Source organism: Pseudoxanthomonas sp. OG2, from assembly GCF_014192765.1.
GTDB lineage: Bacteria > Pseudomonadota > Gammaproteobacteria > Xanthomonadales > Xanthomonadaceae > Pseudoxanthomonas_A > Pseudoxanthomonas_A beigongshangi.
Window position 1 is genome coordinate 2,345,732 of sequence record NZ_JACHYM010000001.1, and the last position, 19,076, is coordinate 2,364,807.

13 protein-coding genes are annotated in these 19,076 nt (G+C 67.9%); 6 read left to right on the forward strand and 7 right to left on the reverse strand.

The annotated features are described in order from the left end of the window. Window positions 1–16 precede the first annotated feature (16 nt). Together alr and FHW78_RS10815 are read right to left on the reverse strand one after the other, a co-directional pair. Complete coding sequence (alr, locus tag FHW78_RS10810) at window positions 17–1,090, reverse strand: alanine racemase (protein ID WP_183640050.1); 1,074 nt, start codon at window positions 1,088–1,090, stop codon at window positions 17–19. Next, the gene (locus FHW78_RS10815; protein ID WP_183640052.1) at window positions 1,069–2,376 is read right to left on the reverse strand and encodes a D-amino acid dehydrogenase; all 1,308 of its coding nucleotides are present in this window, start codon (window positions 2,374–2,376) and stop codon (window positions 1,069–1,071) included. Before FHW78_RS10815 ends, alr begins: the two co-directional genes overlap by 22 nt. 157 nt (window positions 2,377–2,533) lie before the next feature. On the opposite strand from FHW78_RS10815, the gene FHW78_RS10820 reads away from it, so the two are divergent. From FHW78_RS10820 to FHW78_RS10840, 5 genes are all read left to right on the forward strand, one after another. After that, window positions 2,534–3,013, forward strand: coding sequence for a winged helix-turn-helix transcriptional regulator (locus tag FHW78_RS10820; protein ID WP_141454834.1), 480 nt, complete (start codon window positions 2,534–2,536; stop codon window positions 3,011–3,013). Between the two features lie 107 nt (window positions 3,014–3,120). Continuing rightward, window positions 3,121–5,217 carry a M13 family metallopeptidase gene (locus FHW78_RS10825; protein ID WP_183640054.1) on the forward strand — a complete coding sequence of 699 codons (2,097 nt, stop codon included), beginning with the start codon at window positions 3,121–3,123 and terminating at the stop codon, window positions 5,215–5,217. Window positions 5,218–6,341: 1,124 nt separating this feature from the next. Continuing rightward, window positions 6,342–7,181, forward strand: coding sequence for an NYN domain-containing protein (locus FHW78_RS10830; protein WP_183640056.1), 840 nt, complete (start codon window positions 6,342–6,344; stop codon window positions 7,179–7,181). 19 nt (window positions 7,182–7,200) lie between these two features. Next, the gene (locus tag FHW78_RS10835) at window positions 7,201–7,794 is read left to right on the forward strand and encodes a DUF938 domain-containing protein (protein WP_183640058.1); all 594 of its coding nucleotides are present in this window, start codon (window positions 7,201–7,203) and stop codon (window positions 7,792–7,794) included. A gap of 181 nt (window positions 7,795–7,975) precedes the next feature. Then, the gene (locus tag FHW78_RS10840; RefSeq protein ID WP_255443192.1) at window positions 7,976–9,790 is read left to right on the forward strand and encodes a peptidase M61; all 1,815 of its coding nucleotides are present in this window, start codon (window positions 7,976–7,978) and stop codon (window positions 9,788–9,790) included. A gap of 111 nt (window positions 9,791–9,901) precedes the next feature. On the opposite strand, the gene FHW78_RS10845 is transcribed toward FHW78_RS10840, so the two are convergent. Together FHW78_RS10845 and FHW78_RS10850 are read right to left on the reverse strand one after the other, a co-directional pair. Continuing rightward, window positions 9,902–10,321: a VOC family protein gene (locus FHW78_RS10845; RefSeq protein ID WP_183640062.1), complete on the reverse strand. Its 420-nt coding sequence runs from the start codon at window positions 10,319–10,321 to the stop codon at window positions 9,902–9,904. Next, on the reverse strand, window positions 10,318–11,040 hold the full coding sequence (locus tag FHW78_RS10850) for an iron-containing redox enzyme family protein (RefSeq protein WP_183640064.1): 723 nt from the start codon (window positions 11,038–11,040) through the stop codon (window positions 10,318–10,320). The genes FHW78_RS10845 and FHW78_RS10850 overlap by 4 nt, the downstream gene beginning before the upstream one ends. 403 nt (window positions 11,041–11,443) lie before the next feature. On the opposite strand from FHW78_RS10850, the gene FHW78_RS10855 reads away from it, so the two are divergent. Further along, window positions 11,444–12,262 (forward strand): hypothetical protein, encoded by an 819-nt coding sequence (locus tag FHW78_RS10855; RefSeq protein WP_183640066.1) that lies wholly within the window; start codon window positions 11,444–11,446, stop codon window positions 12,260–12,262. A 52-nt stretch (window positions 12,263–12,314) separates the two neighbouring features. On the opposite strand, the gene FHW78_RS10860 is transcribed toward FHW78_RS10855, so the two are convergent. From FHW78_RS10860 to FHW78_RS10870, 3 genes are all read right to left on the reverse strand, one after another. Continuing rightward, window positions 12,315–16,022 carry an indolepyruvate ferredoxin oxidoreductase family protein gene (locus tag FHW78_RS10860; protein ID WP_183640068.1) on the reverse strand — a complete coding sequence of 1,236 codons (3,708 nt, stop codon included), beginning with the start codon at window positions 16,020–16,022 and terminating at the stop codon, window positions 12,315–12,317. A 341-nt stretch (window positions 16,023–16,363) separates the two neighbouring features. Beyond that, complete coding sequence (locus FHW78_RS10865; protein WP_183640070.1) at window positions 16,364–18,094, reverse strand: ExeM/NucH family extracellular endonuclease; 1,731 nt, start codon at window positions 18,092–18,094, stop codon at window positions 16,364–16,366. Window positions 18,095–18,406: 312 nt separating this feature from the next. Beyond that, window positions 18,407–18,925 carry a c-type cytochrome gene (locus tag FHW78_RS10870; protein ID WP_183640072.1) on the reverse strand — a complete coding sequence of 173 codons (519 nt, stop codon included), beginning with the start codon at window positions 18,923–18,925 and terminating at the stop codon, window positions 18,407–18,409. Between the last annotated feature and the right edge of the window lie 151 nt (window positions 18,926–19,076).

Sequence of the window (19,076 nt, forward strand, 5' to 3'; positions counted from 1 at the left end):
CGAAGGGGGAGGCGGGTCAGTCGCGATAGATCCGCGGTGCGCGCTTCAGTCCGCACAGCAGCGAGTAGGCGCTGCCGTTGGCGTGGCGGGCCAGTTCGGTGACCGGCACCTGCGCGCCCCACAGTTCGACCCGGCTGCCCAGACCCGCTTGCGGCACATCGGTCAGATCGACGGTGAGCATGTCCATCGACACGCGGCCGATCAGCCGGCTGCGCTGGCCGTCGATGGCGACCGGGGTGCCGGTGGGGGCGAAGTGCGGATAGCCGTCGGCGTAGCCGAAGGCGACCACGCCGACCCGGGTCGGGCGTTCGGTGACGAAGCCGCCGCCGTAGCCGATCGGTTCGCCGGCGGCGAGTTCGCGCACGCTGATGATCTTCGATTCGGCGGTCATCACCGGACGCAGGCGATCGGCCTGCGGGTGGGAGGACGGGAACGGATTGGCGCCGTACAGCATCAGTCCGGCTCGGCCCCAGTCGCCGCCGGCCGCCGGCCAGCCGAGCAGGCCGGGCGAGTTGCACAGGCTGCGTTCGCCGGGCAGATCGTCCAGGGTCGCGGCGAAGGCTTCCACCTGTTGCGGCGTGCGTTCGCTGTCCAGTTCGTCGGCGCGGGCGAAGTGGGTCATCGCCACCACCGAGGCCACCTGCGGCAACGCGGCCAGTCGCTGCCAGGCGGCGCGATAGTCCTCCGGCGCCAGGCCGACCCGGTGCATGCCCGAATCCAGCTTCAGCCAGATCCGCAGCGGCTGTTCCAGCGCGGTGCTGGCGAGTGCCTCGATCTGCCAGTGGGCGTGAATCACGCACCACAGATCATGCGCGGCGATCACCGCCAGTTCGTCGGCCTCGAAGAAACCTTCCAGCAACAGGATCGGCGAGCGGATGCCGGCGCCGCGCAGGGCCAGCGCCTCTTCCAGGCAGGCGACCGCGAAACCGTCGGCGGCTTCGGCCTCCAGCGCCTGGGCGCAGCGGACCGCGCCGTGCCCGTAGGCGTCGGCCTTGACCACGGCGAGGGAACGACCGCCGGCGAGTTCTCGGGCGATGCGGTAGTTGTGGCGCAGCGACTGCAGGTCGATCAGCGCGCGGGCTGGGCGCATGGTTCAGGCTGGGGGTCATGGCCGCCGCGGCGCGCGCCGTAGCGGGAAATGTCGAGGCCTTCGCCGCTGATTTGCGGCATGCGCGAGGCCATCAGGTCGGCCAGGTAACGGCCCGAGCCGCACGCCATGGTCCAGCCCAGTGTGCCATGTCCGGTGTTGAGGAACAGGTTCGAGTATTGGGTCGCACCCACCACCGGCGTGCCGTCCGGCGTGGCCGGGCGCAGGCCGGTCCAGAAGCTGGCGCGGGACAGATCGCCGCCGCGCGGATACAGGTCGCCGACCACCATTTCCAGGGTCGCACGACGCTTCGGCGACAGCGACAGATCGAAGCCGGCCACCTCGGCCATGCCGCCGACGCGGATGCGATCGTCGAAGCGGGTGATCGCGATCTTGTAGGTCTCGTCGAGGATGGTCGACGTCGGCGCCATCGCCGCGTCGACGATCGGCAGGGTCAGCGAATAGCCCTTGAGCGGATACACCGGCAGGCGGATGCCCAGCGGCGCCAGCAGTCGCGGCGAATAGCTGCCGAGCGCCAGCACGTAGCGGTCGGCGGTTTCCCGCTTGCCGTCGATGCGCACGCCGCGGATGCGGCCGCCTTCGGTTTCCAGCGCCTCGATGGTCTGGCCGTAGCGGAACTCCACGCCGGCCGCCGCGGCCATCGCCGCCAGCCGCTGGGTGAACAGGTGGCAGTCGCCGGTCTGGTCGTTGGGCAGACGCAGCGCGCCGACCAGCTTGTCGGACACGTTCGCCAGCGCCGGTTCGACCCGGGCGATGCCGTCGCGATCCAGCAGTTCGTAGGGCACGCCGTATTCGTCCAGCACCGCGATGTCCTTGGCCGCGCCATCGAGCTGGGCCTGGGTGCGGAACAACTGGGTGGTGCCGAGCTGGCGGCCCTCGTAGCCGATGCCGGTTTCCGCGCGCAGCTCGTCCAGGCAGTCGCGGCTGTATTCGGACAGGCGCACCATGCGCGCCTTGTTGATGGCGTAGCGCTCCTGGGTGCAGTTGCGCAGCATCTGCGCGAGCCACAGGTACTGGTTGGGGTCCAGGCCCGGGCGGATCGCCAGCGGCGCATGCCTGGAGAACAGCCATTTGAGCGCCTTGAGCGGCACGCCCGGCGCGGCCCACGGCGAGGCGTAGCCCGGCGAGATCTGGCCGGCGTTGGCGAAACTGGTTTCGCCGGCCGGGCCGGCCTGCCGATCGATGACGGTCACCTCGAAACCCGCGCGCGCCAGATACCACGCGCTGCTGATGCCGATGACGCCGCTGCCCAGAACCAGAACCCGCATGCCGATGCTCCCGCCAGTGATTCCGGACATTTCCCTGGCCTGGAGGCCGGGTTTCCGGAGTTCGGCGAGTATAGGGACGGATGTATAGGGTTATTTTCCGTATTTGATGGCAACATTGGGGAATTCCACCGAAAAGCCCGGTTTCCTTGGAGCCCCCATGACCCAGCGCCGCCGCGAACTGGACAAGATCGACCGCAACATCCTGCGCGTGCTGCAGGAGGAGGGGCGGATCTCCTTCACCGAACTGGGCGAACGGGTCGGCCTGTCCACCACGCCCTGCACCGAGCGGGTCCGCCGGCTGGAGCGCGACGGGGTGATCACCGGCTACTACGCCCGGCTGGATCCGCAGTACCTCAAGGCCAACCTGCTGGTGTTCGTGGAGATCAGCCTGGCCTACAAGTCCGGCGACATCTTCGAGGAGTTCCGCCGCGCCGCCCTGCGCCTGCCCAACGTGCTGGAATGCCACCTGGTCTCGGGCGATTTCGACTATCTGATCAAGGCGCGCATCTCGGAGATGGCGTCCTACCGCAAGCTGCTCGGCAGCACCCTGCTGACCCTGCCGCACGTGCGCGAGTCCAAGAGCTACATCGTGATGGAAGAGGTCAAGGAGACCCTCAGCCTGCCGGTGCCCGACTGAGTGTCGGGCGGCGACGGGCTGAACGGTCCGGGATGACCATGGGCACATGACGTCCGCGCGGCGGACGGGAGTATCGTGGCCGCCTTTGTCCCGTTCCGAGGTCCGCCATGCACGCCCACCGCTGGATCCTGCTGACCGCCGCGCTGTGCGGCGCCAGCGCCTGCAACCGTACCCCCGAACCGGCGGCCGAGGCGCCCAAGGCCGAAGCGCCCGCCGCCGCGCCGGTCGTCGGCATCGATCTGGCCGGCCTGGACAAGGCGGTCGCGCCGGGTGACGACTTCGACGAATACGCCAACGGCGGCTGGCGCAAGAACGCGCAGATTCCGGACGACCGTTCCAGCACCGGCGTGTTCCTGGAGGTCTTCCAGAAAGCAGAGAAGCGCAACGCCGATCTGGTCCAGGGCCTGGCCAAGGCCAACCCGGCCGCCGGCACGCCCGAGCGCAAGATCGCCGACTACTACGCCGCCTTCATGGACGAGGCCGGCATCGAGCAGCGCGGCCTGGCGCCGCTGCAGCCATGGCTGGACAAGATCGATGCCATCGCCACGCCGGCCGACCTGTCGCGCTACATCGGCAGCACCGTGCGCGCCGACACCGATCCGCTCAACGCGACCAACTTTGCCACCGACAACCTGTTCGGCCTGTTCGTCGCCCAGGGCCTGGAAGATCCGTCGCAGAACGTGGGCTACCTGATGCAGGGCGGCCTGGGCATGCCGGATCGCGAGTACTACCTGGCCGCCGACAAGGACATGGCCGCCAACCGCGGGAAGTACCAGGCCTACATCGGCCAGATGCTGAAGCTGGCGGGTGCGAGCGACGCCGACGCGGCCGCCAAGGCCAAGGCGATCTTTGATCTGGAAATGAAGATCGCCCACGCGCACGCCAACATCGTCGACAGCCAGGACGTGCACAAGGCGAACAATCCGTGGGAGACCGCGGCGTTCGCGAGCAAGGCGCCGGGCATCGACTGGGCGGCCTTCTTCGATGGCGCCGGCCTGAGTGGACAGAAGACGCTGGTGGCCTGGCAGCCCAAGGCGATCACCCAGCTGTCCGCGCTGGTCGCCAGCCAGCCGCTGCAGACCTGGAAGGACTACCTGCGCTTCCACGCCATCGACCACAGTGCCGGCATGTTGCCCAAGGCCTATGCCGACGCCAGCTTCGAATTCCATGGCAAGACCCTGCAGGGCACGCCCAAGCAGCGGGATCGCTGGAAGCGCGCGATTGGCGCCACCAACGGCGCGCTGGGCGACGCCATCGGCCAGATCTACGTGAAGCAGTATTTCCCGGCCTCGTCGAAGGTGCAGGTCGAGGAGATGGTCAACAACATCCTGGCCGCGTTCCGCGAAGGCGTGGACAAGCTGGAATGGATGACCCCGGCGACCAAGGAAAAAGCCAAGGCCAAGGCCGCGACCATGCGCGTGGGCGTGGGCTATCCGGAAACCTGGCGCGACTACGCCTCGCTGGAAGTGAAGGCCGACGATCCACTCGGCAACGCGCGCCGCGCCGAGGAATTCGAGTACCGCCACCAGACCGCCAAGCTGGGCAAGCCGGCCGATCGCGCCGAGTGGTGGATGACGCCGCAGACGGTCAACGCCGTGCAGCTGCCGCTGCAGAACGCGATGAACTTCCCGGCCGCGATCCTGGAAGCGCCGTTCTTCGATCCCAAGGCCGATCCGGCCGCCAACTACGGCGCCATCGGCGCGGTGATCGGCCACGAGATCAGCCACGGCTTCGACAACACCGGCGCCGACTTCGACGACCAGGGCCGTCTGCGCAACTGGTGGACACCGGAGGACGCCGCGCACTTCAAGGCCGCCGGTGATCGCCTGATCGCGCAGTACAACGCCTATGAACCGCTGCCGGGCCTGCACATCAACGGCGAGCAGACCCTGGGCGAGAACATCGCCGACGTGTCCGGCCTGGCCATCGCCTACACCGCCTACAAGAAGTCGCTGGGCGGCAAGGAAGCGCCGGTGATCGATGGTTTGACCGGCGACCAGCGCTTCTTCATCGCCTACGCGCAGGCCTGGCGCACCAAGACCCGCGACGCGGCGCTGCGCGCGCAGGTGATCGGCGACGGCCACGCACCGGGCCGCTACCGCGCCCAGACCGTGCGCAACGTCGATGCCTGGTATGCGGCGTTCCCGTCCAAGCCGGGCGAGAAGCTGTTCCTGGAACCGAAGGACCGGGTCAAGATCTGGTAAACCGGCGCCAGCACCGCATCGCCTCGCTGGAAATCCCGCAAGCGCAAACCGCTCCCTCCCCCGCTAGCGGGGGAGGGTTGGGGAGGGGGCCAGCCGGGAAAAAACGCGCCCTGGCATCAGCCGCCAAGCCCATACACCGCCATCGTCGATCAGACAGCGATCGTTGGAAGCGCCCCCATCCCAGCCTTCCCCCGCCAGCGGGGGAAGGGGCAAGCGCCGAATCGCCGCAATTGGTCCGCACGTTGAGAGAGCAGAGAGGCAGACCGCTCCCTCCCCCGCTTGCGGGGGAGGGTTGGGGAGGGGGCCAGCCGGAAAAAAACCGCGCCTTGGCATCAACCGTCAAGCCCGCACACCGCCATCGTCGATCAGACAGCGATCGTTGGAAGCGCCCTCATCCAGGCCTTCCCCCGCCAGCGGGGGAAGGGGCAACCGCCGAATCGCTGCAGTTGGTCCGCACGTTGAGAGAGCGGAGAGGCAGACCGCTCCCTCCCCCGCTTGCGGGGGAGGGTTGGGGAGGGGGCCAGCCGGAAAACCGCACCCTGGCATCAGCCGCCAAGCCTGCACACCGCTATCGTCGATCAGACAGCGATCGCTGGAAGCGCCCCCATCCCGGCCTTCCCCCGCCAGCGGGGGAAGGGGCAACCGCCGAATCGCTGCAACCGCCAAGCCCATACACCGCCATCGTCGATCAGACAGCGATCGTTGGAAGTGCCCCCATCCCAGCCTTCCCCCGCCAGCGGGGGAAGGGGCAACCGCCGAATCGCTGCAATTGGTCCGCACGTTGAGAGAGCGGAGAGGCAGACTGCTCCCTCCCCCGCTTGCGGGGGAGGGTTGGGGAGGGGGCCAGCCGGAAAAAAACTGCGCCCTGGCATCAGCCGCCAAGCCTGCACACCGTTGCCGTCGATCAGACAGCGATTGCTGGAGGCGCCCCCATCCCGGCCTTCCCCCGCCAGCGGGGGAAGGGGCAAGCGCCGAATCGCTGCAATTGTTCTGCACGTTGAGAGAGCATGGCGACATTCGCCCTTTTTCATGTCTCCCTTTCACCGCGCGCCGCCGGGTCCGATTGCGATGGCGTGCGCGGACAGGCATAGTCCGCCGGGCATGCGAAGCGACGCAGGAGCGCCATGAAGAACCGACCGGTCTCCCGTCCGGAACCCGATGACGAACAGCGCCGGCTGGCGGTACTGATCGATGCCGACAACGCCCAGCCCGCCGTCATCGAAGGACTGCTGGGCGAGATCGCCAAATACGGCGTGGCCAGCGTCAAGCGCATCTACGGTGATTTCACCAGCACCCGCATGACCCAGTGGAAGCAGGCGCTGCTGAAGCATTCGATCGCGCCGGTGCAGCAGTTCGCCTACACCAGCGGCAAGAACGCCACCGACAGCTCGCTGATCATCGATGCGATGGATCTGCTCTACACCCAGCGCTTCGATGGCTTCTGCCTGGTCTCCAGCGACAGCGATTTCACCCGTCTGGCCCAGCGCCTGCGTGAGGAAGGCCTGATGGTGTACGGCTTCGGCGAACGCAAGACGCCGGACGCCTTCGTCCAGGCCTGCGACAAGTTCGTCTACACCGAGGTGTTGCGCAGCGAAACACCGGCCGCGCCACCGCCGCCCGCCAAACCGGCGAAGAAGGCGGCGAAGAAAGCCGGCGCGCCGAAGAACGGACCAACCCAGGCCGAGCCGACCGCCGCGCCGCCGCCGGAACCGGCGCGCGGCGAAGCGCTGCCGCTGCGACTGATCCGCCAGGCCATCGAGGAAGCCTCCGACGATCAGGGCTGGGCGTTCCTGGGCACGGTTGGCAGCTATCTGATCAAGATCCGCCCGGACTTCGATCCGCGCCTGTACGGGCAGAAGAAACTCAGCGACCTGCTGAAGCAGCATCCCCGCCACTTCGAAGTGGAAGAGCGCGGCGGGGATGGCGGCGCCAGCCGGCGCTTCTACGTGCGCTGGCGCGACTGACCCCGGGAGCGGCGCGATGATGGAAGACAAGCCCCATGCGCCTTCCTGCGATCGCAACCGCGATCCAATCCTGGCGGTGCTGCGCCATCACTTCGCCGAAGCCCGCCGGGTCCTGGAAATCGGCAGTGGCACCGGCCAGCACGCGGTGTACTTCGCGATGAAACTGCCGCGCCTGGTCTGGCAGTGCTCGGACGTCGCCGACAACCTGCCCGGCATCCGCCAGTGGCTGGACGAAACGGATCTGCCGAACACGCCGCCGCCGCTGGAACTGGACGTGGATGGCCAGTGGCCGGCGCAACGTTTCGACGCGGCTTTCAGCGCCAACACCCTGCACATCATGGGCTGGGCCTCGGTGCAGGCGTTCTTCGCCGGCCTGGGCGGCGTGCTGGGGGCGCGCGCCTCGTTGATCGTCTACGGTCCGTTCAACTACGAAGGCCGCTACACCAGCGAGAGCAACCGCGAGTTCGACGCATGGCTGAAAGCGCGCGATCCGGCTTCGGGCATCCGCGACTTCGAGTCCGTCGATGCGTTGGCTCAGGCCCAGGGGTTCCTGCTGATCGACGATGTCGCCATGCCGGCGAACAACCGCTGCCTGGTCTGGCGCAAGGTCTGACGAGGACCGGACGCGTCACGGCGGGTCGCCGCGTTCATGGCGAACGGCTAGGATGAATGCAACGTCACAGGGGAACGCGCGCGGAATGTCCAGGTTGCCATTGGGGTTGTTGTGTTCGTTCGGTCTTTTCCTGGGCGGTCCGCTTGCCGCGCAGCCGGCCTCGATACCGGCACCCGCTTCGATGTCCCTCTCCACGCAGGACTATCCCGGCACGTTGCGACTCGACGTCGACGCCAGCGATATCGACCGGCGCATCCAGCGCGTGCGCGAGCGCATCCCGGTCGCCGCGGGGCCGCTGACCCTGTGGTATCCGAAGTGGATTCCCGGCAACCATGCGCCGACCGGGCCGATCAACCAGATCGCCGGGCTCGTCATCACCGGCAACGGCCAGCGCATCGCCTGGCGCCGCGATCCTGGCGACATGTATGCGTTCCAGCTGGACGTGCCGGCGGGCGTGGCGGAGATCGAGGTCGCCTTCCAGTATCTGTCGCCGACCTCCTCGTCGCAGGGCCGCGTGGCGATGACGCCACGGATGCTGTCGCTGCAATGGCATCGCGTGTTGCTGTATCCGGCGGGCCATGATGCGCGCCGCATCCGCGTCACCCCGACCCTGCGCCTGCCGGCGGGTTGGGAGTCGGCGACCGCGCTCGCGGTGGAGGCACGCGATGGCGCCGAACAGCGTTACGCCACCACCGATCTGTTGACCCTGATCGATTCGCCGGTCTACGCAGGCCAGCATTTCCGCCGCTTCGATCTGGATACCGGCACCACGCCGGTGCGCCTCAACGCGATGGCCGACACCGCCGCGCAGCTGGACGCCTCGCCGGCGATGCTGCAGGCGCACCGCGCGCTGGTGACGCAGGCTGATCGGGTGTTCGGCCCGCGTCCGTTCGCGCACTACGATTTCCTGCTGGCGCTGTCCGACAGCTTCAGTGGCATCGGCCTGGAGCACCGCCAGTCCAGCGAGAACGGCACCTACGCCGACTACCTGCGCGGCGATGCGGCCTTCATCGACAACGATCTGCTGCCGCACGAATACGTGCATGCCTGGAGCGGCAAGTTCCGTCGTCCGGACACCACCTGGGCGCCGCACTACAACAGCGCCATCGACAACTCGCTGCTGTGGGTTTACGAGGGACAGACCCAGTATTGGGCGGTGGTGCTGGCCGCGCGTGCCGGATTGTGGACGCCCGAGCAGGCGCGCGCGGTGCTGGCGAACACGCTGGCGACCGCGGCCACCCAGCCGGGCCGCGACTGGCGCGACCTGCAGGACACCGTGCACCAGGGCATCGTCGACTACAACGATGCACCGCAAGCCTGGTCGAGTTGGCAACGCGGCTACGACTTCTATTCGGAAGGCTCGCTGCTGTGGCTGGCGGTGGACGCGCGCCTGCGCGAACAGTCGCGCGGCCGCCGCAGCCTGGACGACTTCGCCCGCCGCTTCCACGCCGGCGCCAGCGCCGACGCGGCGATTTCGTTGTACGGCTTCGACGACGTGGTGCGGGTGCTCGACGAAGTGCAGCCCGGCGACTGGCGCGGCTTCCTGCGCGAGCGGCTGGATGGGCAGGGTGCCGCCTCGCCGCTCGATGGACTGGAGCGTGCCGGCTGGCGGCTGGCCTATACCGATGAACCGAATCCGGCCATCACCGACGCGGAGGGCGCGGGCGGCAATGATGACCTGCGTTTCTCGATCGGTTTGAAGGTCGCCTCCGACGGCGAAATCCAGGAGGCGATCTGGAACTCGCCCGCCTTCACCGCCGGACTCGCGAAGGACATGACGGTGATCGCGGTGGACGGCCTGGCCTACACCGGCGAGCGCCTCAAGCGCGCCATCATCGCCGCCAAGGCATCGCCGCAACCGATCGAACTGCTGGTGCGCCAGGGCGAGCAGTACCGCAGCGTCCGCATCGACTACCGCGACGGTCTGCGCTACCCGCACCTGCAACGCATCCCCGGTGCCGAGGACCGGCTGTCGAAAATCCTGGCGCCGCGCTGATGCCCGCTTTCCTGTAGGAGCGACGTCAGTCGCGACCACGTACGTACGGACGAGGGAAATCTACGGTCGCGACTGACGTCGCTCCTACAAAGTGCCGCAAAGCGGACAGGGTCACGGGATGAACGTCTGCTCCGGATCGTCGAAGGACTTGAACTCCAGCGCGTTGCCGGAGGGGTCGAACAGGAACATGGTGACGTGCTGGCCGGGCTTGCCCTTCAGGCGCAGGTGCGGTTCTTCGTGGAAGTCGACCTGGGCGTCCTTCAGCCGCCGCGCCAGCGTTTCCCAGGCCGGCCGATCCAGGTTCATGCCGAAATGCGGCACCGGCACCGCCTCGCCGTCGAAGCGGCCGTTGTGCAACGGCTGGCCGTCGCCGCCGATGTGCGCGACCAGGTGATGGCCGAAGAAATCGAAGTCCTGGTAGGAGATGTCGCTGCGGCCCTGCGGGCAGCCGATGATGTCGCCGTAGAAATGGCGCGCCTCGTCCAGGTCGCGGACCGGGAAGGCGAGATGGAACTGGGTGATGTTGCTCATGACGCGGCTTCCAGTTGTGGCGTGTACGCGTCGAGGATGTTCTGCCAGAACAGGTTCCAGGCGGAAATGCTGCGCTCGTAGCCGCGCGCCAGTTCGGGCAGCACGCCGGGATCGTGGCGCAGGTATTCGTCGATCGCCGCGCGGGTCAATTCGCCATGGATGATGTCCTCTTCGCCGGTATGGATGGTCCAGAACTCCCAGTCGACGCGGTCGGCGTTGGCGACCAGATACGGATTGCGGCGCATGTGCTCGAACATCACCGACAGGTAGGTCTGGCACAGGCATTCGCCGCCCATGCCGCGCAGGCCGACGCCGAAGGCGATCGGGTTGTTGGCCATGTCGCGGGTCAGCCCCTTGAGGATGCGCTCGTTGGCCATCAGCGGTCGTTCCAGTTCCTCGGGCGCGACGCCGATGGTGGCGAGGAAGCGGTCGTACACGGCCGGATGGGCGCGCTCGGGATCGCCTTCGCCCAGTTCCTCGGCGAGGATCTGGCCGAGCAGGCTGCGCAGTCCGCCGAACGGCAGGCGCGCCACCAGCAGGGCGAGATCGCTGATGTAGTCGATGGTGAAGAACCGGTACTGGATGCACACCTGGCGCAGCGCGTCCGGGGAGAGATCGGCGAGTACCTGCATCCGTTGCGCGGCGAGGGATTCGGTCGCCTCCTTGGCCTTGTCGGCGAACTGCCAGAACTGATCGCGGGTCATCGATTGGGCTTGCATGAATCGTTCCTGGGGGAAGGAAAATGGCCGGGGCGCGGCAATCTCTGCCGTCGACCCCGGTGGACGATGATGGGTAGCGAAGACGTGAGCAGAACGTGCACGCATCGCAAAGATCCGCGTGCCTTCACATGCTGGCGACATGCCCGTGCCGATCGCGCGACGAACGTTCAACGGATGCGCATTCATCGATGTGGACCGAATCGCCACGAGGCGTGACAAACATGAGGCGCGCATGAAGACTCGCGTCGCCATCGCCTGTTCAGCCAGCGGAGTGAAGAGAATTGCACCTTGCGCGTGCGCGGCCACGCTAGCATCGGCGCGCGCTGCACCGGGAGTCCCTTGCTTGCGGTCGTGGATGCGTTGCCCAACCCGCCGAGGCGATCGGCATGGAGTTCCCGCGCACATGCAAGAACCGATATTCCGCAATGATTCGACCACCGCCACCACGCCGGACACCGTCAGGAGTGTTCCGCTGCTGTGGACCAGCGGCTGGGATTCGACCTTCCAGCTGCTGCGGCTGCTGCTCCTGCATCGCCTGCCGGTGACGCCGTACTACCTGGAGGATCCTTCGCGCGCGTCGACGGCCACCGAACGCCGCAGCATCCAGCGCATCACCGCGGCGCTGCACGAATCGCATCCGGAAACCCGCGCGTTGCTGCGGCCACTGCGGGTGTTCCAGGTGGCGGAACTGGCGCGGGACCCGGTGATCACCGAGGCGCTGCGCGAGGTCCGATCGCGGGTCTACATCGGCAGCCAGTACGAATGGCTGGCGCTGTTCTGCCGCCAGCACGCGCCAGCGGGCATCGAACTGAGCGTGCACGTGGACGACAAGGTGCAGGCGCTGCTGGCGGACTTCGTGCAGCCGTTCGAGACCGCCGGCGGCTATCGCAGCCACCGCGTCGAATCGCGCCACGCGGGCACCGCCGAACACACCCTGTTCCATCATTTCGGCTTCCCGCTGTTCCAGATCGACAAGCGGGCGATGGAGCGCGAAGCCGAAGCCGCCGGCTGGCACCGGCTCATGGACATGACCTGGTTCTGCCATCGGCCGGTGAACGGCAAGCCCTGCGGTGCCTGCGCGCCTTGCGTATACACGATCGAGGAAGGCCTGGCGTGGCGGGTGCCGCGTTCGCGCCGGATGCTGTCGTTCTTCTATCGCAAGCTGGCGTTGCCGCTGAAGCCACCGTTGCGCGCCGCGCTGGCCTCGGTGCGCCGGCGGTAACCGCGCGCATCGGTTCGGAAAAGAAAAAACCCCGCCGAGGCGGGGTTTTTGGTCAGGCGACCTGGACGACGTGCAGCGCCCTGGGGTTGTTCCATTGCGCGAGCAGTTCGGCCTCGCGCGCCTTGGCCTCGTGCAGGTGGCGTTCCTTGACGTGGCCATAGCCGCGGATGTGCTCGGGAATACTGGCGATATCCACTGCCAGGCCCAGACGATCGGCATCCAGTGAACCGAGCAGCTGATCCAGGGTGCGTTCGTAATCGCTGATCAACTGGCGCTCGCCGCGGCGCTCGGCGGTGCGGCCGAACACGTCGAAGGCACCGCCGCGCAGGAAGCGCAGCTTCGCCAGGAGTCCGAAGGCCTTGAACACCCACGGGCCGTATTCCTTCTTCATCAGGCGGCCCTGCGCGTCCTTCTTGGCGAACAGCGGCGGCGCCAGATGGAAGTGCACTTCATAGTCGCCCTCGAACTGTTGCTGCAGGCGGCGCTGGAACTCGCCGCTGGTGTACAGCCGCGCCACTTCGTACTCGTCCTTGTAAGCCATGAGCTTGAAGAAGTAGCGGGCGACCGCCTCGGTCAGCGCGGTGGAACCCGGCGCCTTCACGTTCTCGGCGGCGCGCACGCGGGTGACCAGATCGCGGTAGCGGCTGGCGTAGGCGGCGTCCTGGTATTCGGTCAGGAAGGCCACGCGGCGCGCGATCAGTTCGTCCAGCGAGCGCGACAGGCGCAGGTCGTCCAGCGGCAGGAACGCGACTTCGCCACCGATGGCGCCGCCTTCCGGCAGGCCACGCAGTTCGCTCTCGTTGTCCGGGTTGCGCGGCGCGGCGTTGGCGCCCCACTCGGTGCTTTCCCATTCGCCCGGCGGCAGGATCCGCAGGTTGCGCGGGGTGCGTTCGGACTCGGTCTGGGCATTGCGGATCAAGCCGGCGGCTTCTTGTACCGCCTGCGGATCGACCACGGCCAGGCGGCCCCAGGCGAACGCGCGCCGGTTCATCTCGATCGCCGCGCCGTTGAGTTCGACCGCGCGCATGATCGCGTCGAACGAAATCGGCACCAGACCCTGCTGCCAGGCGTAGCCGAGCATGAACAGGTTGGCGGCGATCGCGTCGCCCATCAGCGCGGTGGCCAGCTGGGTGGCGTCGACCAGCATCGGATCGCGGCCGCCCAGCGCCACCTTCACGCCGGTGATGATGTCGGTGGCCGGGAACTGCATGTCCGGACGGGTGGTGAAGGTGCCGGGCATCGCCTCGTAGGTATTGAGCACCACCTGCGAGCGCTCGCCGCGCACCTTCGACAGCACCCAGTAGTCGTTCACCACCACCATGTCGCAACCCAGCACCAGATCGGCTTCGCCGGCGGCGATACGCACGGCGTGGATGTCCTCCGGCGTGCGCGCGATGCGGATGTGGGTGGTCACCGCGCCACCCTTCTGGGCCAGGCCGGTCTGATCCAGCACGCTCGCACCCTTGCCTTCCAGGTGCCCGGCCATGCCCAGCAGCGCGCCGATGGTCACCACGCCGGTGCCGCCGACGCCGGTGATCAGGATGTTCCAGGGCTGGGCCAGATCCGACTTGAAGGCCGGTGCGGGCAGGTTCTCCAGCTTCTCGGCCGCGCTGACTTTCTTGCCCTTGCGCGGGTTGCCGCCGTGGACGGTGACGAAGCTGGGGCAGAACCCGTTGACGCAGGAAAAATCCTTGTTGCAGTTGGACTGATCGATTTCACGCTTGCGCCCGAATTCGGTTTCCTTCGGCAACACCGACACGCAGAAGCTCTTCACGCCGCAGTCGCCGCAGCCTTCGCAGACCAGCGTGTTGACCATCGTGCGCTTGGCCGGATCCGGCATCTTGCCGCGCTTGCGGCGGCGGCGCTTTTCGGTGGCGCAGACCTGGTCGTAGATGAGGATGGAAACACCCTTCACCTTGCGCAGCTGCTTCTGCACCTCTTCCAGCTGGCCGCGATCATGGAACTCGATGCCGGTCGGGAACAGCTCGCGACGGCTCCACTTGCGCACGTCGTCGCTGACCACGACGATGGTATCCACGCCTTCGGCGCGCATCATGTGGGCGATCTGCGGCACGCTCAGGGTGCCGTCGACCGGCTGGCCGCCGGTCATCGCGACCGCGTCGTTGTAGAGGATCTTGTAGGTGATGTTGACGCCGGTGGCGACCGACTGCCGCACCGCCAGCGAACCGGAATGGAAGAACGTGCCGTCGCCGAGGTTCTGGAACACGTGCTCGGTTTCGGTGAACGGCGCCTGCCCGGACCAGGTGACGCCTTCGCCGCCCATGTGGGTGAAGGTGTCGGTGTCGCGATCCATCCACGTCACCATGTAGTGGCAGCCGATGCCGCCGAGCGCGCGCGAGCCTTCCGGCACCACCGTGGAAGTGTTGTGCGGACAGCCGCTGCAGTAGTGCGGCACGCGCGGGAAGCTGGCGCGCGGCAACGCGAGCTCGGCTTCCTTGTCCTCCATCCAGCGCAGGCGCTGCTCGATGGATTCATTGGTGAAGAAACGCTGGATGCGCCGGCCGATCACGCCGGCGATGGTGGCCGGGGTGAGTTCGCCGGTGGACGGCAGGATCCACTCGCCGGCCTCGTCGTACTTGCCGACGATGGACGGGCGCTGGCCCGCGCTTGCCGGCCAGTTGTAGAAGTACTCCTTCATCTGCCGCTCGATGAAGGCGCGCTTCTCTTCCACGACCACGATGTCTTCGAGTCCGCGCGCGAACTCGGCGATGCCGATCGGCTCCAGCGGCCAGGTCATGCCGACCTTGTATACGCGGATGCCGATGTCGGCGCAGGCGCGCTCGTCCAGGCCCAGGTACTCCAGCGCCTGCAGCACGTCCAGGTAGCTCTTGCCGGTGGTGACGATGCCCAATCGCGCGCGCGGCGAATCCAGCACGATCCGATCGATGCCGTTGGCGCGGGCAAACGCCTGCGCGGCCTTGACCGCGTAGCGGTGCAGGCGCATTTCCTGATCCAGCGGCGGGTCCGGCCAGCGGATGTTGAGACCACCGGCGGGCATGTCGAAATCCTCCGGCAGCAGGATGGTGCGCGCGAACGGATTCACTTCCACCGACGCCGAGGATTCCACCGTCTCGGCAATCGTCTTGAAGCCGACCCAGCGGCCGGTGTAGCGGCTCATCGCCCAGCCGACCAGGCCCATGTCGAGGATGTCCTGCACGCCGGCCGGGTTGAGCACCGGCATCATCGCGCTGACGAATTCGTCTTCCGACCCATGCGGCAGGGTCGAGCTGCGGCAGGCGTGATCATCGGCGGCCAGCGCCAGCACGCCACCGTGCCGGGAGGTGCCGGCGGCATTGCCGTGCTTGAACACGTCGCCGCAACGATCCACGCCCGGTCCCTTGCCGTACCACATCGAGTACACGCCATCGACCTTGGCGCCGGGGAACAGGTTGGTCTGCTGGGTGCCCCAGACCATGGTCGCGCCGAGATCCTCGTTGAGGCCGGGGGTGAACTTCACCGCCGCCGCTTCCAGATGCTTGCGCGCGCGCCACAGCTCCAGGTCGAAACCGCCCAGCGGCGAACCGCGGTAGCCGCTGATGAAGCCGGCGGTGTTCAATCCGGCGGCCTGATCGCGCAGGCGCTGCATCAGCGGCAGCCGGACCAGCGCCTGCACGCCGCTCAGGTAGATGCGGCCGTCGGTGCGGGTGTACTTGTGTTCGAGGGTGTAGTCGTTGTCCAGCACGCCGATCTGCGGGGTGTTGGCGGACGACGGCGAGGTCAGTTCGGCGGTGCTGGTCATGGGCTGGCCCCTGGAGCGGCTGGCGTGATCCGGCCAAGGCGGCCGGACGCGAAAGGCGCGAATTGTAGCAGCGGGGTCCTGCGGGCCTGGTTCAGGAGCAAATCCCCCTCAATCCCCCTTTTTCAAAGGGGGAGGTAAAAGCCGGAGAGTTCAGGCATCGCGCGCCGTTTTGCCCCCTTGACCAGCCATGCGGCTGTTGAAAGCGCAAAAGGGGGCGGGCGCCGAAGGCGACGGGGGATTGACCAGCTATGAGGCTGTTGAAAGGCGCTTGCTGTTGGCGGGGAGAACAAGACCCCCTTGTTCTTGCTTTTACCTTTGAAGAACACCCACCATCTCATTGCTCAAAGATCAAACCCCAGCAGCAGCGGATCATGATCCGAACTGCGCCAGGGCTGGCCGGCATCGCCGTGGAGGTAGCCGGCGCTGTCCGCCGAATCGGCGTTGAGATGCCACTCGGCCGCGCCGCGCAGGCGCGCCGACAGCGCGGGCGTGAGCAGGGCGTGATCCAGGCGGCCGCTCAGGCCGTTGTAGACGTAGCTGTAGGGCCGTTCCACCCTGGCCACGGCGAAGGCGTCGCGCCAGCCGGCCTCGCGCAGCCAGCGCACCGGGTCCTCCATCGCATAGGCGTTGAAGTCGCCGAGGATGACCGTCATCGCGCCGCCCTGGCCGGTCGGGTCCTGCTTCAGCCACGCGTCCAGGCGGCGCGCCGAATCCAGCCGCAGCGCGTTCCAGCAACCCTGGGTGTCGCCCTGATCCTGATCGGCGCCGGTGGCTTCCGAGCAGCCCTTGGACTTGAAGTGATTGGCCACGACCACGAACGCCGGCCCTTGCCCGCGTCGGAACGCCTGTGCCAGCGGCACCCGGCTGCGGTCGCCGAAGGGACCGCCCGCCAGCGTGGCGGGCTGGCCGACCGGCGTGACCCGGGAGGCGCGGTAGATCAGGCCGACCCGGATGGTGTCCGGCCCCGGGCCCTGGCCGGCGTCGATGAAGCGCCAGTCGCCGCCCTTCGCGTTCAAGGCCGCGACGAACTGGGCGAGGCTGGAGTCGGGGCCGTAGCCATCGTTCTCCAGTTCCATCAGCGCCGCCACGTCGGCGTCGAGCGCACGCACGGTGGCGACCAGCTTGGCCAGCTGCGCCTGCAATTGCTCGGGGGTCTTGGCGCCGCGCGGGGTCGGGAAGCCGCCGCCGTGGCCGTCGCCGTTGAACAGGTTTTCCAGGTTGAACGCGGCGATCTTGAGCGTGCCCGGCACGCGGGGCGCGAGCGGGTAGGCGGGAGCGGGCAGTGCCGGGCGACCGGTCAGTTGCAGGCGATGGCTGCCATGGCGCTCGTCGACGATGCCTTCGACGCCCTCCAGGACGGTGCCCACGCGCGGGATCGGTTGCCCGCCGAGCCAGGCGATGGCCTTGGGATCCCGCTCGCCGCTGCCGTCGTCCAGGGTCAGGCGGCGGCGGGCGTTGTCCTTCAGCACCTGCTTGAACGCCTCGCTGCCGGGCGCCGCCACCTCGCTGGGCTGCCACAGCCGGCCTTCGAACGCGGCGGTGAGCTCGCCGAAACGCTCGACCTGATCGGTGCCGCTGACGGTGAGCGGGGCGGCGATGCGCACGCGCATGCCTTCCAGGGCTTCCCAGTCCGCGGGCGCGGCCGTCAGCACGACCGGGGCGATCGCGGGCACCGGAGTTCCGAGGCGCTCGATGTCACCCGGGGTGATCGCGGTCAGGCGGCTGCCCTGCCGACCCGGTTCCAGCTCGGTGACCTCGCCCCGCACCCGGTAGCGCTGGCCGACCTTCGGCATCTCGCCCTCATCCGCGTTGGCGTCGAAGGCCAGCGGAACGAACACGGCGTCCGAGGTCGCCGGATCGCCGTCGCCGGCATCCTGCAGGAAGAAGCCGCCCAGCCCCTGGCGGAAATCGGCGGTGACCACGCCTTCGACCGTGACCGCCTGGCCCACCAGCGGGCTGGCCGTACCGGCGCCCTGGACCTGGCCGATGGGGATGAGGTCCGCCTCTCCGGCCCCCGCCGTCGCGGCGCAGGTCAGCAGGGCGGTGGCGAGCAGGGCGCGGCGAAAGGGCATGGCGATGTCTGGCGGATTGTCGAGCCGGACATGATAGCCAGCGGGGATGACGGGTGATGGGGAAGCGCCAACGCTCCTCGACCGCCAAATGGCGGGTCATCCCCCTTTGACCAGCCACTCGGCGGTCGTGAAGCGCAACAAAGGGGGAGGCAAGACATCGGGGCGATCGGGAGCGGTGTTGTCAGCTCCCTTTTGAAAAGGGGGGCGGGCGCCGGAGGCGAGCGGGAATTGGCTCTTGGCGCGGAGTTCGGATCACCAACGAAAAACGCCGCCCGAAGGCGGCGTTTTCAGTGACGCGCGCAAGCCGGAGGCTTACTTCACGTTTGCCAGCATCCAGTCGACCGTGGCGTGGATCTGTTCTTCGGTCAGGGCCGGGTTGCCGCCCTTCGGGGGCATGATGCCGCCGTCCGGACCGGTGAAGCCTTCGATGGCGTGCTTGTACAGGGTGTCCTTGCCCTTGGCGGCGCGCGCGCCCATGCCGGCGGCAGTCAGCATCGGGGCGTTGCCGGTGCCGTTCTTGTGGCAGGCGCCGCACAGGTTGTCGAAGATGACCTGGCCGTCGGTGGTGCCGCCGTAGGCGACCTGCGAAGCCGCGGCGGCGGCGGCGGCGGCCTGCGCGGCGGCCTGGGCCGCGGCACCGGTGGCGCCGGCGTACACCGCGCCCGACGGGGCGATGCGGCCCTCGGTGCGCTTGGCGGCCTGCGGGTTCACTTCCGCCGGGATCGAGGAGTGCAGGAAATGCGCACCGATGATCAGGCCCAGGGTGACGACGACCAGGAAGCCGATCACCATCGAGAAATGCTTGAGGAATTCGAGGTCGTAATTACGCACGTTCCACCTTTGGCAGCACGGCGGCGGGCCGTGCTTGGCTACGAAAAACGGGGTCGGAAACCGCCACCAGGGCGGGTTTCGCGGCAAGTGCCGGGCGCGGACGCCACGGACAGGGGGCCTATTATAAGCAGGGTGGCGGTTTCCGGCATAT

Coding starts and splice junctions, on each gene's coding strand:
- FHW78_RS10815 (WP_183640052.1), bottom strand. CDS start 2,376: ATGCGGGTTCTGGTTCTGGGCAGCGGCGTCATCGGCATCAGCAGCGCG.
- FHW78_RS10865 (WP_183640070.1), bottom strand. CDS start 18,094: ATGCCCTTTCGCCGCGCCCTGCTCGCCACCGCCCTGCTGACCTGCGCC.
- FHW78_RS10830 (WP_183640056.1), top strand. CDS start 6,342: ATGAAGAACCGACCGGTCTCCCGTCCGGAACCCGATGACGAACAGCGC.
- FHW78_RS10850 (WP_183640064.1), bottom strand. CDS start 11,040: ATGCAAGCCCAATCGATGACCCGCGATCAGTTCTGGCAGTTCGCCGAC.
- FHW78_RS10845 (WP_183640062.1), bottom strand. CDS start 10,321: ATGAGCAACATCACCCAGTTCCATCTCGCCTTCCCGGTCCGCGACCTG.
- FHW78_RS10820 (WP_141454834.1), top strand. CDS start 2,534: ATGACCCAGCGCCGCCGCGAACTGGACAAGATCGACCGCAACATCCTG.
- FHW78_RS10825 (WP_183640054.1), top strand. CDS start 3,121: ATGCACGCCCACCGCTGGATCCTGCTGACCGCCGCGCTGTGCGGCGCC.
- alr (WP_183640050.1), bottom strand. CDS start 1,090: ATGCGCCCAGCCCGCGCGCTGATCGACCTGCAGTCGCTGCGCCACAAC.
- FHW78_RS10855 (WP_183640066.1), top strand. CDS start 11,444: ATGCAAGAACCGATATTCCGCAATGATTCGACCACCGCCACCACGCCG.
- FHW78_RS10860 (WP_183640068.1), bottom strand. CDS start 16,022: ATGACCAGCACCGCCGAACTGACCTCGCCGTCGTCCGCCAACACCCCG.
- FHW78_RS10835 (WP_183640058.1), top strand. CDS start 7,201: ATGGAAGACAAGCCCCATGCGCCTTCCTGCGATCGCAACCGCGATCCA.
- FHW78_RS10840 (WP_255443192.1), top strand. CDS start 7,976: ATGTCCCTCTCCACGCAGGACTATCCCGGCACGTTGCGACTCGACGTC.